This is a genomic window from Pseudomonas sp. UBA3149 (assembly GCF_002364655.1).
In the GTDB taxonomy this organism is placed as follows: Bacteria; Pseudomonadota; Gammaproteobacteria; order Pseudomonadales; family Pseudomonadaceae; genus Chryseomonas; species Chryseomonas luteola.
On sequence record NZ_DEYV01000023.1, the window covers coordinates 29,357 to 43,993 of the forward strand.

Genomic DNA, 14,637 nt, shown 5'->3' on the forward strand with positions numbered 1-14,637 from the left:
AAAGCGCTTGCAATATCCGCATTGGGTATCAGCGAATTCCACCAGCGTAAAACGGGCCTTGGTGCTGCCATAGATGTGCTGGCCTGCCTTGCGCCCTTCCAGGCTGTCAGACGCCGCCTGATAGCCCTCAAACATCTGCTGGCGCGCCTGATCGGCTTCGCGGGTACGGATATCCGCCAGGGTGGTCTCGATCGACGCCTGCAAGCGCTCGGGAGAGGTGGCTGACTGTACGGTTTGCGCCAGTTCATCCATTCTCTTTTGCGTCTGGTGAGACTGATAAAACATACCGCCCACAACAGTTGCGCACGTTACAGCAAGCGCAATGACTACAAGTTTGTTCGAATTCTTGTCACTCATTTTAAAACTCCCGTTTTAATATATAGTGGCGCCTTGATGTAACTTTGCTATACATAGAAAACAGACATTGGCGTATTTACCAGTAACCACACTTACCAAACTATGTATTCTGGGTGTTAAGCAAATGTAACAAATAATTACAAGCATTCAGCTCGTGAGAAGTACGTCGCAAAGCCTTGGCAGAATATTAATAACAAGAATCAGATAGCATCCCATCGCATATCCTGCTGCGCCCGTTCCCAGTAATCCGCTAATTGAACTTCCAATACCTTTCTGACAGCACCTGCCAAGATCAGCGCCCAGCTGTTTGCCCTGAAGAAAACCCCATGCTCCCATTACAACGCAATTAACCAGCGAACAGGCCAGGAAGAGATCAGGAAATGATCGACTTATATCCAGCCAATAAACCGTACCACAGGTTAAAGCGGTTAAGGCGAACATAAGTGATGTAATAATCGATTTAGTTTGAAACAGCATGAATGCCTTCCTTGCCAGCCACTGGCAGATAGGTTGGGAAGGAAAAAACATTGGCTTTGTATCCCTGTTGGACAGGAATTGCGACCAGCCAGCCATTAGGCAGGAGTTCAAGTAGCGATTGAAAGACAGCCGTATCAAGACAATCAACCGGGTGCCCCGTCATATCAAGCAGTGATCGGGTAAGTTTATGTCGTGGCTTGAGCTCAACTATATCCGGGCGGCCATTGGCAAGATGGGATTGGACAAATGAGAAAGTAGGAAAGCTGCCGGATAAATGCGACGAGTAAGCACACAGCAAGGAAATACGCGCCGTATCATCAACACCCTTCTGACTATGCCCATTGAAATTCGAGACCAGCGCTCTTAGTTCATCCAACTCAAGCGTAGAAAGAAGATGGTTGATTACATATCTTTTGCGAGTAGGTAGTGCCTCAAGCAAGTTTTTAGCTGCAACGTGCATAACAAGTCCCTCCGAAAGTAAACCTACTTTCATGGTACAGGGAAATCTCAGAATGCAAGTCCGGCTGGATGATCAAGGAAAAACCTTGTGCTGAAATAGAACCGAAGTCGCTGGTCATATAATTAGAATTGCTAGATATCAATCTGCCTCCGGGAAAGCCGACCATCTGTTATTGAATCCAGATCCCAGAAGTCCAGTCCGAAGTCTGACTCTATACACTTTCCAAAATGGTTAATAACCTGCTCGCGGTATTTTTGTAAACACATCATGCGGCACGCTTTCATCCTAAAATAACCACTTGCGCAGATTAGAGTCGATAACCAGTTCATCCTGAGGGTGTTCAAGATAAGCACAAAATGTTTTGGAGAGTTCTATCCAATAGTTAGGAATAACGATATGGCCCGTACTTACCTGAACACAGTGCCCTGCATTAGCTGGAAGGAATAGTTTGCCTTCTTTAATAAATACTGCACGCAAGCAGAAAAGCCATCACAATCCAAATCCTCTATATACTCAAGATCGCAGCGTTGCAGCTCCAGAAGTTGTGCGTGACGGCTGTAAACCATATCTGGCTCCTACCAGTCTGCAAAACGATTAGATATATTCAGGAAGGCACAAGAGCGGCTGTAAGTTCCTTGAGTTTCTTGATCCGACTTCTTGCCTCGGTAATCAGCAGTTGCCGACGGCGCATGATCTCATAATCGTTTTCTGCCTCTTCGATATTCTCCTTTTCCCAGGCGTGGCATCTGGAAAGTGATGCATTGCTATATCGGGTCTTTCCGGCAGGTTTGGAAATATGTTTACTTACCCAGAGTTTTTTACCAGCTTGGCCCAGTTTTAGGGAGAAGGGACTGTAATACCAGATAATCGTTAAGGTGTTTTTCAGTACGCGTACGCGTGACCCCATTTTAGGAAACTGATTGTTTCGCTCCTGTTCGCGCCTGGCAACGGTCCAGAAGTACTCGCATGTTTCCTTGGCCTGAAGAATGTTAAGGGCATTGACTCGCTCAATCTGCTCCTCCAGGCCCGCCACTGCCTGCTCGGTCAGCTCAAGGATGTCCCCTGCATTAAGATTCAGATCCGCAATGCGTGTATCACCCCACGCCAGCTCTTGAAGCTCGGCCGTTGTGTAGTGCTTTGTCATCGTTGGAACCTCGCTATTTGACATGGCAATCAATGATCTTGAGGGTTACGGTTCGGGAGGCGTAAGCCGGTACATTTTTTGTCGAGGGAAACGGCGCCTAGCGTGTGGATACCCAAACGACCGTTATCTCGTTCTTATCTTATGGGATACCTAATCGTCGAAAACCGGGCCTTATAAAGATCGTCCTCAACTAGGTTGCTTCAAGGTATCCAACATACATGTGCGTTAATCCAGGGTGAGGTATCCAGCCTCGGAAAAACACATCCCTTTGATGACGTGGTATCCAACATACATGTGGGCTAAAGCGTGCCTAGGTATCCAGTCTTACGACAGCACCGCTTTTAATGGATCACTATCCAACATACATGTGTGTTAGGCCCTGCGCTGGTATCCAGTCATGGTCAAGCTGTGTCCCCCTGGCTACCTCGACAGCTATCCATGCATGCCGCTAGCACCGTCTACCTGCTATGAGAAGGGAGGCCTATCCCTCCCTTCTCATGTGCTCAGACCGTGACTACATCCTTGGGGAGACATCTAGAGCTGGCGCGTAGACCGGTCCCTTTTTCATCTTTAGCCAGACCGGAGTTCGCTCGTCCATAACCGTGTCATGCAGCCTTTTACGGGCGATATCGTTAGGACAGCTGGAGCTCGTTACGGACGTGTTGTAGAAGACAACAAACGGGGTTCCACAATCGGGGCAAACCTCCAGGGAAACCTCCCGGGCGATGTAGGCAAGCGCCAGGGAATAAGCCTCGTTTATGGTAAGGATGCGTGGTAGTTTTTCGGACTGATTGTAGTGCCAGTTTATAGAGGCCAGATAAATATCATAGGCGTCTATAACATCATAGACCTCAAATTCTCCGCACTTCTTACCATTCAAAGCGGCGTAAGGAAGAATAAAAAACGCAGCGTTTTTGCGCTCCGTTGAATTCTTTATGATGGTTTGCACACCCTTTTGAAGCTTTCCCTTGCGATCTTCGAGCGGAAGTCCAAGTTCATCCCGTATTTTACGCAGGGTCTTTTTACTGAGCGACGTCTCAAGCTCAATAAAGCGAGTCACAAACTTTCGCATCAGCATAGTTCTGGCAAGAGCCAGTTTTCGTCCGGCTGCCATACTTTGATAGTGAGTGGTGTTTGAGTTATCGCCTTTGTTGTCAGTCATGTCAGATTTCCAGGGAAGAGTTAAAGCACTGAAGTTGGATTCGGCTCAACGCCTCTTTAGATAGATCTGCTCTACCGATGCCGTTAATCAATTGTGAGTCAAACCTGAGTTCAAGTTTTCCGGCAGTGGTATGCGCAACCAGATGCCGGATCTGGGCATCAGATAGCTTTCTGACATATTCGATATGTTCCTTCTTTACTCCATACCGAATACGGGTCACTCCGATACTTTGCCGGTGTGAGCAAAGTTTCACCGATAGCCAGAACCTGTATGCTAAGTCCTGAAACTCATTAAGAGTTGCGCTCGGTTGCGGGCTCGCAACAGGTAATACTTTTTTAAAATCTGTAATTGCATGGCTACAGGTAAAATGCAATACCACTGGATCAGCAAGTAACCTGATATTTTGCTGAGCCAATTGGGCCAGCCATGAATATTCTTTAGCCTGGATCTTGAACTCTTTGCGCGTCTCCGCGCATCCATCCATGGCGCTGCGATATAAATAGGACCAGACGTCACAATTAAGATCTGCCGTGTCCTTACAACTTACATTAGCAAAACCACTTTCGTAGTTATTGAAACTGCTCATTGCTCGCAAACTCCACCTATGACGTAGGATATGTTCTTGCATATAGCCAGTACTCTTGAACCGTAGTTTCTGGCCAGTGCTTCGTTTTTTATGTTGTGGTACCTACCGATACCCAATTCCAAGTCACCAGGAGCAGATCTGATTCTCTCGCTTAGTATGGATGCACCTGTTCTCAAGCCATTTTCAGCACTTAACAACGACTTCGGATCATTTATGCGATCGGAATTCCAGTACAGGTTTACCTGCATGATTCCGACATCAACTGATCTTGCACTTCTTAAAAGGTCAGTCAGGAGATGCTCTGCTTCTTCCAACGTTTTTGCATAATACGCTTTGGTTGCAGTTCGTATGGTATACGGCCACGGGCTTATACCTTCCGAAGAAGAATAAGCCGACTCAGCAAGTGCGACAGAGTAGAGCAGATTGACAGGCAAGCCATGCTCTCTTGCTATTTCACCAAACAGTGAATTATCAAGATCTGCATGAGCATGAGTTACGGATAGCGCTCCGAGGGCGAATGCCAATAGTGCAACCTTTTTCATATCTTCCCCGCTTGCTAAGTTTTAGCTTTGTCTGAACTACATATCCATTTTCCACAAAAATTCCATTATGCAAGTGCCGCATTCAGAGTGACGCTAAATCTTGCGCAGAGAAGACTATTCGGCTGCGAGTCCGAATATTGCGCTCATTGGTTTTCTGTAATCAATCCCTATAGACAAACGGGCAGGTACAACTTGCGGGAGTCTATGTAATAGAGATAGCCAATATCAGGCCGATATCAGAGTGAGGGCAAACTCACTGAGATCGGAGCGATATTGCGCGAGTGAATAGCAAACATTCGTTTGAACATTTGCATAAAGCATAAGCTGGTAGAGACTACGAGCTGGGTACAGAAATAATATTGACGCTAAATGGGCTGCTTCTTTAAAGAGGCCAGCTACCTCAAGAATGAAATGTAGACTACTTTTTATGGATTGAGCAACTGTCTGGATGAAATCATTTTCACGCAGACACCAACCTTAACGATGTCATCCTCAGGGCTACGGTCATGACACAGATCGATGCGGAACAAAAGCCAGGTCGAAAGCTTGGATTTATCAGTACGTGGCTGCTGGCTCAGCTGGTGTTTTTGGTGATCGCAGGTGTGTGGGTCGCTATCGGGACGATGGTAGGCGATGGGTATCGCATTACCAACCTCGCCCTCTTTGGCCTGTGTGCATTACCACCAACCAGTTTCCTGGCTTTGTGGGGCGTAAGGGCAGCTTTAGGAGGAAGGATTGCCAAGTTGATCTTTGGACTCATTTCAACTGCAGCAGTCATTGGGGCGGTATGGTTTTCAAAGCATGACGCTGTGCTGATGGCATCAGTGGTGTGGTTAGTCACTGCTGTGCCCTTTTTCTTGATCTCAGCGCTCGTAAAAATGATCAGAGAAAAAGAGCAGGCTTTTGCAGAGCGACGAGCTCAGCGGACGCAACAACACATCTACCGTGATGAAGAGGTCGATGAGTACGAATGGTTACAGCGACAGACATCTGCTCACCTCGAGCACTTAAGATCCAAGGTCTTGCATGCAGCTGACCCAAATTTTGTTGAGACTCCCCCTAATCCTTAAAAAGCCCGCGCTTGGCGGGCTTAACTTCATTATTCTGCAATGTCTTGTGGGTGAAAGCTTCTAGCAAGCCTTGCAGGATGTTGTAACAGACTGGAAGCAAGCTCTCTGTTAGTAGCCGCGGCTTCAATGCTGTCATAGGATCGATCAAGCGCTTTACTGAACAGCTCTTGATCTTCCCGAGGGAGATCCTCAAATCTTTCGTGTCCTCTTGCGGTTGCTATTGACTGCTTGTCCTCAGCTATACGCTCCGCTCTAAGTTGTCCATTGTTGACATCATCCAATCTTTGACCAACAAAACCAGCAGCCTTTAATACGGGGCTAGGAAGAGGAATATTGCCTAACTGCTCAGAAAGCTGAATCGCCTGATTGGCAGTGGTGAACCGGTCAGCGTAATGATTGGCCATCGGTTCAGATACCCCATCCTTTAATGCAGTCTCATACATACGTTCCCTCATCGCCTCTCCAGAACGATTTAGTGCACCTTCTTCTACGCGACTTCCTTCCCCTTTCGAAGCCTCGGCCAGTTGCCCCGCATACACAGCAGCTGCTTCCTCGTTAGACATATTCCCACTTACCTCACCGCCCATCATCCCCTTTGCTAGCAGGCCGCTGAGCTTTAATCCGGCCCCTTGCAGCCCGTCAGGCATTTGGAAGCGAGACAGATCCTCGCCAGATTGGGCGGCGTCACTAAACTGCTTAAGTTCTTGGTCATCCATCCCACTCAGCCACTGGATGGCCTTCTGGGTCATGTCTTTTGCCATACCTGTAGCGGAAGCTACTGCTGTATTGGCCAATGCTTCGGTGGTTTGAGACGTGCCCATCGTTGTATATGCCGCTGGTGGTTCAGGAGCCTGAAGCACGCTTTCGGCTGCATTCTTCATCCGGCCAGTTTGTAATTCACTACCCCAACTAGAACCTTGTGAGCGCGCTTCGGAGAGGCCTGCCTCGTGATGTTGGCCTACGGGGCCGCTATTGCCATTGAGTCTTCCCATACCCTGGGTGTAGCTGGGACCTGCGGCTGCGCCAGCAGCCGCCTGATCTCGATTAACCATAGCGGGGCCTTGTATTCCCTCGGCTTCTTCTCGTACGCCACCCGGAATACCTGCCGCTCTGTCGACCAGGCCAGCATTAGCCTCATGAGACATTTCCGGGGCCCCTTGCAGATCTCGGCCCAGCGTCATGCCTGTTGCCTTGGCAACAGTACTCATGGATGAGAGATAAGTGCTGTTATCGTTGCCAAAAGTCCTTTCGTCCGTCATAAGCACAAGAGAGGCAGCTACCCGGGCCTTGCGCTCATCCATACGATAGGGGCCATCATTGGAAGTGTACCTATCCATCAGCTTGCTGACCTTGGAGCGAAGCTCAGGGTGGTACTGGGCAAACTCAGTGAGCATTCGAGCTGCACCGTCGTTTTGCGACATCTGGTTGGCCAGATCATTGATGGTTAGTCCGGTATTCGACCCAAAGCTCTCAGCCATGGAAGAGGTACGAGCATAGGTCTCATTGGCACTTACCGCCTCGGAAGCGGCATTTTGCAGTGAGCGAGCGCGTTCAGATCCAAGTGCGTGAGACAGAGTCTGGGTACTCATACTGCTGATGCCATGGCTTAGTGCGTCGCTCAGCGCCGCCCGGCTGCTTTCACTAAAGCCGGCCTGCTTCAGGTACTTGTCACCGTCCGCTTTACTGAACTGGACTTGATTGCTATCTGAGTCTGTCATCTGACCAGTCGTAGCAGCTGCTCCTGTTACACCAGGCCCTTTTTTGCCCAATTCAATACCTAGATTTCCTGCGCCAGAAGCCTGTAAAGCAAATATTCCCGTTACTGATGCAGTTTGTGAAGCTGCAATATTGTGATCTTGCATGTAACTAGCCGCGGCGCTCCGGATTGCCTGCGCCTCACTGCTATTGCTGCTCATCACCGTGCGACCGATCTGCTCTGAAAGCGAGGTCATCTGCTGCTGCGAGACGTTATCGGTAAACGAATTGGAAAGCGTGCGGGTAAACTGCTCGCGCTTGTCGTTGGCATAACTTTGCGCCGAAGAGGCTGCGCTGCTGAGCCTTGCATCAAAAGCAAGATTCGGGAGCAGGCTGTCGGCGCCGGTTCCTGCGGTCCCACCTACGTTGGTGTTGCTGTTCATGGCCAGGTTGTTCAGGGCCGGACCATTGCTGACCGCATCGGGCGTCGTGATCTTCTCGTTGATGTGGTCCGCGCCGTTCATGCGCTGGGTAAGCGAAGTCCACGCAAACGTCGACCCCGTAATCAGCATCATGGTCAGTACCGGTGTGGCCGCGGCCAGCATCCCGCCAGTTGCCAGCCAGTTGCCCAGGATCTCGTCCGTTTTGTACAGGCCTATAAAGGAGTCCAGCGCGATTGGCGTACCACTGCCTGTACCGGCCAGTGCTTCCAGTTGGGACGTGGACACCATATACAGGTAGAGATTGATAATGGAGAGCACTGGCATCCACAGCTGGATCCAGACCAGCATCAGCAGGTACTTGCCGACCAGTGATTGGCCGAGTCTACCGATCACCATCAGGAAGGCCATGATGGGCACAATGGAATACATCAGACCCTCAATCAGCGACATCATGGGTCGGACCATACTTATAAACATGGACTGCTCAGCTGCCCACTGCGTGTTTCGCTGCATCAAGGCCTGTCCAATCATCATTGCGCTGGAAAAGTCGCGCATGTCCTGATAACGGCCCTGAGCGGCCTGTAGATAGACGTTATCCAGTACCGCGGCCATGACGTACTTCTGAGCGTCTACTGTCGCCGCACCTGCAGTGGCCAGCGAGCCAAAGTTGTTGGAAAGCTTGTTGTAGAGATCGTCATCCTCATAGAGCTTGATCCCCGCGGATTCTGCCAGGGCCAGCTTGACCTTATCCGTGGCAAACGCTTCGTTGGTGCGCTGGATAAGCAGCGTATAGGCCGCCGAGCAGGTCATGGTCGTGCCCAGAGGGTTGCCAGCGTCCAGGAACAGCAGGGTGTGGTGGATGCTGGACTTGTATTGCATGGCCTCCATGGCGGGCTGTGTCAGCAGCGCATCGAGGGTATAGCGGTTGGTATCGATACCCTTGAGCGTACATTCCTTGATGTAGTTGTACCAGGAGCGGCGAAAGTTGACCGTGCCCGTGCTTGTCCCGCTTTGCATGTTGGCAACTGACTGATCGCCCAGGGCCTCATTAATCGCCTGAAACACCTTGGGCTCAGAGACCTTGCGACGTACATCATTGATGCTCTTGAGCGCATCGGCAAAGTAGGTCTCGGTTATGCCCGGAACAATGGGATTGAACGCCTCCGCCATTCGGGTCAGGCCGTAACCGAACTTTGAGCTGAGGCTAACGAGTCCCACCATCAGGGGGACATTGTCTACCGGTCGCACGGCACCGGTATAGGCATCCTCGATAACAATCGTTCCCTTGGGAGCAAAGAGGAGCATCCAGATCATTACCGCGACCAGAGGCTGCTGAAAATCAACACCGTTTTTTCCGCCAGACGTTAATGCCTGCCACCCCATCACCAGCATTCCCAGCACCATCCCGATCGAGACGATCTGAATGAAGTCGTCCTCCCCGGAGATCATCGCTACAGCGTTGAGAATCTGTTCCAGAAAGGCACTATCGCCAATTGAGTACAAGTCGAATTCAAACATTATTTCTGCCCCCCACCGGTGATCGTTACCTGTTCCTGCATCGCATAACCGCTCTTCTCGACCAGGCCCAGCGTGGTCTCGGAACGCGCCAGCATCTGGCCAAGATCGCCGTAGTCACCGCGTAGCGCATCGGCTTCACGGTCAAGCTCAGCGAGAGAGTCACGCAGCTGCTCGCGGGCAAGGTTGGCGTGGGAACTCTGACTGGTGGCAACCGCCGTGTAGGCCGTTGTGATCATGCGACGTGCAGCATCACGAATCATGGAGAGCGCCATGGCCCCGGCTGATTCCTCAGCAAACTCGCGCGCAGTCAGGCTGCTTACGGTGGAAAGGCGACTGAGCATAGAACCGGCTGAGCCAGCATTGGCCGACACCGCCTGCTCCTGCGTGGTGGCAGCCATACCCTCGGTGCCGGTCGCGTACTTCATGATCAGGCCGTCCGAGGTTGAGCCATTGCCCAGATAGGCCTCCTTGATCTTGCTTCTGAGGCCGGTCAGAGTGATGGTCTTGGTGGGGCTGGTGCTGCTGATGGCACAGTTCTCGGTATCGCCGCCGCAGTCGTATACCTTAACGGTCCCGCCTTCAATGAGATCCCTGAGTTTGACAAGGTTGCCCGGCAGGGAGCGAGCGATGTTGGTGTCGTCATCACTGCCCTCCCCTACGATTACCGTGCCGGTCATGGACATGATGGCTTCAAGCAGGTCGGTATCCAGTGAGCCACTGGTGCCGCTTGTAGTGGTGGCAAACCACAGGTCGACCCGGTTACGCCGGAGCTCCTTCCAGACAATATTGCCCATCTGCTTTTCATACTCGGCCGGGTTGGACTGCTTGAGCGAGGCGCGAGAGCTGACACCATCGGTTTCGCTCCAGGTCGCAAAGTAGTCCGTCATGGCCCCGGTAATGGTGGCGCTGGTACGCACGTCGTTGTCCAGCTTGAACCCCATGGCCCCTACCGAGTCATTCACAACGCCCTGCGCCAGCTGGCAGGAGTTGCCCATCATCTGGTTGAGGTTCTGGATGCGGGATTGAAGCTCGGAGAGCAGTTCAGCGCCGTCCGGAAAGACATTGGATAGCGCCAGCTGGAAGGCATAGCCGGTCGCGTTGGCTGCCACACTTCGCAGGAGCTGGACGAACTGGTCCGCGTTGATAAAGGAGAACGATCCACCAAACAGATCCACCCCGCCGCAGCCAGCCTTCCAGCTCGGAATCTGGAGGTTGGCAAAGTTGGTGTTCATGATTGGACTCTTGGCGATATAGCGCCCGCCAGCCAGTGCACCCCGCGTCTGGGTCTCGAACACGCCCGGATCGGTGGTGTTGGTCATCTGATTGAAGAGGTTGTCCATCTGGTCCTGCAGGCCACCGGCTTGGGAGGCAACAGGCAGCGTGGCGCCAGCAGCTAGACATAGCGCCAGCGCTGCCGAGGTGAGCGTTTTTTTCATTGAAGTTCTCCTCCGCCCACGGGGGCGCGGCCAAGGGATTGGTCTATGTGCTGAAGCAGTTCGGAAGGGGGAATAAAACCGCTCTCATCGCCCTCGACTAAACCAGCGGGGAGCAGCTCGCTCAGGTTGTCATCAAGGTTGCGCAAGGGTCGGGTGCGATTAAGCGTGCGCTGGTCAATCCAGCCCTTGCTGGCCGCCGCCAGGGTAATACGATGCTCGATGTCACCGAGCGCCAGCGCGCCCTGAGCGATAGGCGCAAAGTCACCGTTAGGACTGGCCAGATAAATCGCCGGGAGCTGGCGCACCCCCAGCAGCCGGGCATGGCCAGCGTCAGGCTTGAAGGTTGGAAAAGGACTACCGGGCAGGTCCTTGCCATCTAGAGAAACAGGCGTCACGGTAAAACGGCTTTCCAGCATGCGTAGAACCGGAACCTGTGTTTCGCACAGGTCACAATCAGAGGCGTAGAAGAAAAACACGCCGACCTTTTGCGCCAGCTCATCAAGCACCTGCGCCTTGGCCTCCCCTGCCTGCTTGTCCAGTGCCTGCGCCGCGTAGGTCGCATTGGGACGGCGGGCGTTTTCATCCAGCAGGGGATCACCCTGCACCGCCAGCTGAGTAACGTCCGCGAACTGGGAGCTACGATCCATGGCGTAGCGCTGGAGCATCATGAATGCCCGTACATTCTCGACCGTGGGGTTATCCCAGGCGGCGTCCTTGTACTTGGGCAGGTTCTTTCTGAACCATTCCGCACTAAAGGCTTGCGGAGGTGCCGGGGCTGCCTGTGCTGGCGCCTCGGTTATGGTCTGTACCGTCTGGGATTGAGGTTCAGGAGGCGGAGGCGCTGGTGCTTCCTCTGGTGGCTCGGGAGGGTCTTCGTAAAAGAACCAGCCACGCTCCTTTTGTGACCAAAAAGAGTGAGGGTCGGTGGTGTCGGCCGGAGCATTGGAAGCAACCACACTGGCCAGCAAAAGAACAGGGACAAAGGCGTGTCGTTTCATGGCGTAAGCGTCGTAGTGGCGGTACGTCGATACTACGATGCAAGCCCACTGGCCAAGCCTCGTGGTTGGTACCCGCGCGGGTATCAACCACGAGGTTTAGGTGCAAATAATTTGCTAAGCAGACAAAAGGTGGGTCATTTTCGGCGGAACACTAACCTCAGACGCTGCCATACACGGGTAGAGAGCTGGTAAAGACTTGGCAATTGCCAAGGAGTCTTTTGCAGTGCGAGCCAGACTATGACATAGGTTATGAGAATGGAGCTTGGCACTATCTCAAGGTGGTTCTTCAAGAAGGCCATACTGAGACAGTTGATCAAAACAAAAAGAGCAAACAAAAGCATTGGGGATTTGCTGATAAGAAGGAAAACACGTTGCCTAGTCATGGTCTCGACCTCAATGGATTGAGACTTGGATATTAGAACCAGGCTGGACATGGCTATGTCCGTGGTTGATGCCCGCGCGGGCACGTTTAAGAGGAAGTCGACCAGTGGTAGGTGATGAGGTGCGCTGTTGTCCCAACTTACTAATGGCTAAAAGTGCGATCAAAACTGAGCATGCGGGACAGGACTATCACTACAGACAACACGATACTGGCGATAGCATAGGCGACCCAGCTTTCTCCGCGCTCAATCCCAACATGCAGCCCATACATTAAATAGGAAAACGTACAGCTAAAGAACACGGATGCCACCAACGCGGCTACCCAGACGGGACGCCGGGTGGCGGCCAGCTTTGCTAACACTACGCCTATCAGCACAGCACCGGTGATATCGGGCATACCCACCTCAACAGGCGCTCAATGGTCTTTGATGTCTTTTCTTGTCCAGAATGGAAGGGACAAGCACAAGACCATGAAGATAAAGCCCAACAGCCAGACGTAGACGATCCAGGTTTCCTGTCCGGCAGAGAGCGCTTTTGCATGCGAGTGCAGCTCATAGAAATGGCGAGAGGCCCAGAAGCCTCCCATGCCGAGCGCCAGCAAGATAGTAGGCAAAAGGAGGCGTAGGGTTTCTACCAGCTTCCAGACAGCTGCAAAGGTCGCAACTATTCCAACAATGGCAGCGGTGAGTACGGCCAGCATGGATATATCGGCGAGCAGGGCTTGAAACATTATGTTTTCCTAGGCGCTCAGTGATTTTGAACGGTATAGATCCGTCAGGCGAAAACCGGTCTTGACCAGTTTTACCAGATTCAAAAGTGTAGGCGTGATCACCAGCAGCTTCTTGGCCCGCGTCAGCGCCACATATTGCAGGTTCACTTCCCCTAGCATTTCCTGCATGGGAATCTCATCATCTGTGAGGTCAGGAAAGTCGTCGCAGAGATAAACCTGATCCCATTCCAGGCCCTTGCTCTTGTGAGCTGTGGTTATGACCATTTGCGCCTGCTGTCCACCCTTCACGAGCTGGCTCTTGAGAATGGCAAGGTTGTCAGGAAGATTGGGGTAACTGTCCACGACCTTCACCGCTCGCAGCATCTCAACGTCACGGGCTTCCTGCGCCACTATCTGGTAAGCGGTGTAATCCGGGTAGTCTTCAAGCAGGCGCTTGTTCTGGATGTTTTGCGGTTCGTCCTTTGAAAGCCAGTACACATCCAGGATGCCCTTGAAGTCGTAGGCGTCAAAACCGCCGACTAACTCAATGCTCAAGCCACGAGAAGAGAAGAACAGTGCAGCTTCAATCACGCCCATTACCGTACGCGCAATAAAGGCAAAGGGCGGCTTGGAATCGCTTAGCTTGAACTCGGACGAGACCACAATGCGGTCCTCCCCTCCCAGTCCCACAAGCGGTACATCCTCACCTTTATAACGTAAGAGTACGTTTGCCATAGCCGCGACATTGGGACCAAAGCGAAAGCTGTTGGTCAGGCGCAGTTGCTCGGCGTCGTGCAGCTGGGGATGACTCAATGCATCAATAGCGCCCCGGAACTGATAGATCTGCTGGTGCTCATCGCCCACTGTAATGACACGCGCCTTGGTCTGGCTGAACACGATATCGGTAGTCAGCTCGTTGCTGTCCTGCCCTTCGTCAAAGAGAATCACGCTGTACTGGGCAGACAGATCCGGACGGGAGAGCTGGTACTGCTTCAGATACACATCGTGCACCGCAATTTGCTTGCTGTACGGGTCCTGCATCTCATTCCATAACGCTTCGGCCACTTTGATTGCAGCGCTGGCCAGCCGCGGATCGTCCTTCTTTTTGGACTTTTTCGACTTCATCTCTTGTGCACGCCGGTAGTGCGCCTGCGTAATGAATTGATCGGCGCTGTTCATGTAGCAGGAAACGGTAGCAATGGCGGCGGCAGCGACCTGATAGTTGCACTCATAGTCACGGGCTACTTCAACGGGCCGCAGATTGCCCTTGAGCTTGTGCTGGAGTGTTTTCCCATAGCCGGTAAAGGCCATCTGGTGCGTGGTTTTGCATGTGACATTACGGGGAAACTTCTTGGTAGCTTCATCACGAATAGCGCGGTTGTAGGCCAGATAAAGCATCTGCTCACTGGGATTGGCCCTGGCAAAGGCTACCAGTGTCGACGTCTTGCCTGTACCAGCATAGGCACGGACCACCAGCTTTTTTGCCTTGGAAGCAATGATGGGTTCCTGCTCGAAGGTGGGCGTGAAGGCCATAAGGTGTCCTTGAATAGTGCTGCTAGATATAACCAGCGTCTCACAGGTCTTCCGGGATGCAAGTCCGGAAGACTTTAACAGCCAGCTTACCCAATTTTTTTGCACCCAAACCTCGTGGTTGGTACC

General features: G+C 52.1%; 13 protein-coding genes and 1 pseudogene. 1 reads left to right on the forward strand and 13 read right to left on the reverse strand.

The window, feature by feature from the left end:
- The 7 genes and pseudogenes from B3729_RS13580 to B3729_RS13610 form a co-directional block, all read right to left on the reverse strand.
- Positions 1 to 357: pseudogene (locus B3729_RS13580) on the reverse strand (hypothetical protein); the annotation flags it as partial.
- A gap of 147 nt (positions 358 to 504) precedes the next feature.
- The gene (locus tag B3729_RS13585; protein WP_286788151.1) at positions 505 to 834 is read right to left on the reverse strand and encodes a hypothetical protein; all 330 of its coding nucleotides are present in this window, start codon (positions 832 to 834) and stop codon (positions 505 to 507) included.
- A complete protein-coding gene (locus B3729_RS13590; RefSeq protein ID WP_286788152.1) occupies positions 818 to 1,294 on the reverse strand; it encodes a hypothetical protein in 477 nt (158 codons plus the stop codon). The genes B3729_RS13585 and B3729_RS13590 overlap by 17 nt, the downstream gene beginning before the upstream one ends.
- Positions 1,295 to 1,898: 604 nt before the next feature.
- Positions 1,899 to 2,438, reverse strand: coding sequence for a conjugative transfer protein MobI(A/C) (mobI, locus tag B3729_RS13595; RefSeq protein ID WP_286788153.1), 540 nt, complete (start codon positions 2,436 to 2,438; stop codon positions 1,899 to 1,901).
- A 514-nt stretch (positions 2,439 to 2,952) separates the two neighbouring features.
- A complete protein-coding gene (locus B3729_RS13600) occupies positions 2,953 to 3,600 on the reverse strand; it encodes a FlhC family transcriptional regulator (RefSeq protein WP_019365360.1) in 648 nt (215 codons plus the stop codon).
- 1 nt (position 3,601) lies between these two features.
- Complete coding sequence (locus B3729_RS13605) at positions 3,602 to 4,186, reverse strand: hypothetical protein (protein WP_010799211.1); 585 nt, start codon at positions 4,184 to 4,186, stop codon at positions 3,602 to 3,604.
- Positions 4,183 to 4,728 (reverse strand): transglycosylase SLT domain-containing protein, encoded by a 546-nt coding sequence (locus tag B3729_RS13610; RefSeq protein WP_010799210.1) that lies wholly within the window; start codon positions 4,726 to 4,728, stop codon positions 4,183 to 4,185. Before B3729_RS13610 ends, B3729_RS13605 begins: the two co-directional genes overlap by 4 nt.
- 506 nt (positions 4,729 to 5,234) lie before the next feature.
- Here B3729_RS13610 and B3729_RS13615 point away from each other — a divergent pair.
- A complete protein-coding gene (locus B3729_RS13615; RefSeq protein ID WP_019366060.1) occupies positions 5,235 to 5,798 on the forward strand; it encodes a hypothetical protein in 564 nt (187 codons plus the stop codon).
- A 29-nt stretch (positions 5,799 to 5,827) separates the two neighbouring features.
- On the opposite strand, the gene B3729_RS13620 is transcribed toward B3729_RS13615, so the two are convergent.
- The 6 genes from B3729_RS13620 to B3729_RS13645 all read right to left on the reverse strand — a co-directional run bounded on the left by B3729_RS13620 (position 5,828) and on the right by B3729_RS13645 (position 14,511).
- On the reverse strand, positions 5,828 to 9,454 hold the full coding sequence (locus B3729_RS13620; protein WP_125889716.1) for a conjugal transfer protein TraG N-terminal domain-containing protein: 3,627 nt from the start codon (positions 9,452 to 9,454) through the stop codon (positions 5,828 to 5,830).
- Positions 9,454 to 10,890: a conjugal transfer protein TraH gene (locus B3729_RS13625; RefSeq protein WP_125889715.1), complete on the reverse strand. Its 1,437-nt coding sequence runs from the start codon at positions 10,888 to 10,890 to the stop codon at positions 9,454 to 9,456. The genes B3729_RS13620 and B3729_RS13625 overlap by 1 nt, the downstream gene beginning before the upstream one ends.
- A complete protein-coding gene (gene traF / locus B3729_RS13630; protein ID WP_019364131.1) occupies positions 10,887 to 11,888 on the reverse strand; it encodes a conjugal transfer protein TraF in 1,002 nt (333 codons plus the stop codon). Before traF ends, B3729_RS13625 begins: the two co-directional genes overlap by 4 nt.
- A gap of 523 nt (positions 11,889 to 12,411) precedes the next feature.
- Positions 12,412 to 12,666 (reverse strand): hypothetical protein, encoded by a 255-nt coding sequence (locus tag B3729_RS13635; RefSeq protein WP_019364133.1) that lies wholly within the window; start codon positions 12,664 to 12,666, stop codon positions 12,412 to 12,414.
- Between the two features lie 18 nt (positions 12,667 to 12,684).
- On the reverse strand, positions 12,685 to 12,999 hold the full coding sequence (locus B3729_RS13640) for a hypothetical protein (RefSeq protein WP_019364134.1): 315 nt from the start codon (positions 12,997 to 12,999) through the stop codon (positions 12,685 to 12,687).
- Positions 13,000 to 13,008: 9 nt separating this feature from the next.
- A complete protein-coding gene (locus tag B3729_RS13645; RefSeq protein ID WP_181123827.1) occupies positions 13,009 to 14,511 on the reverse strand; it encodes a 3'-5' exonuclease in 1,503 nt (500 codons plus the stop codon).
- Between the last annotated feature and the right edge of the window lie 126 nt (positions 14,512 to 14,637).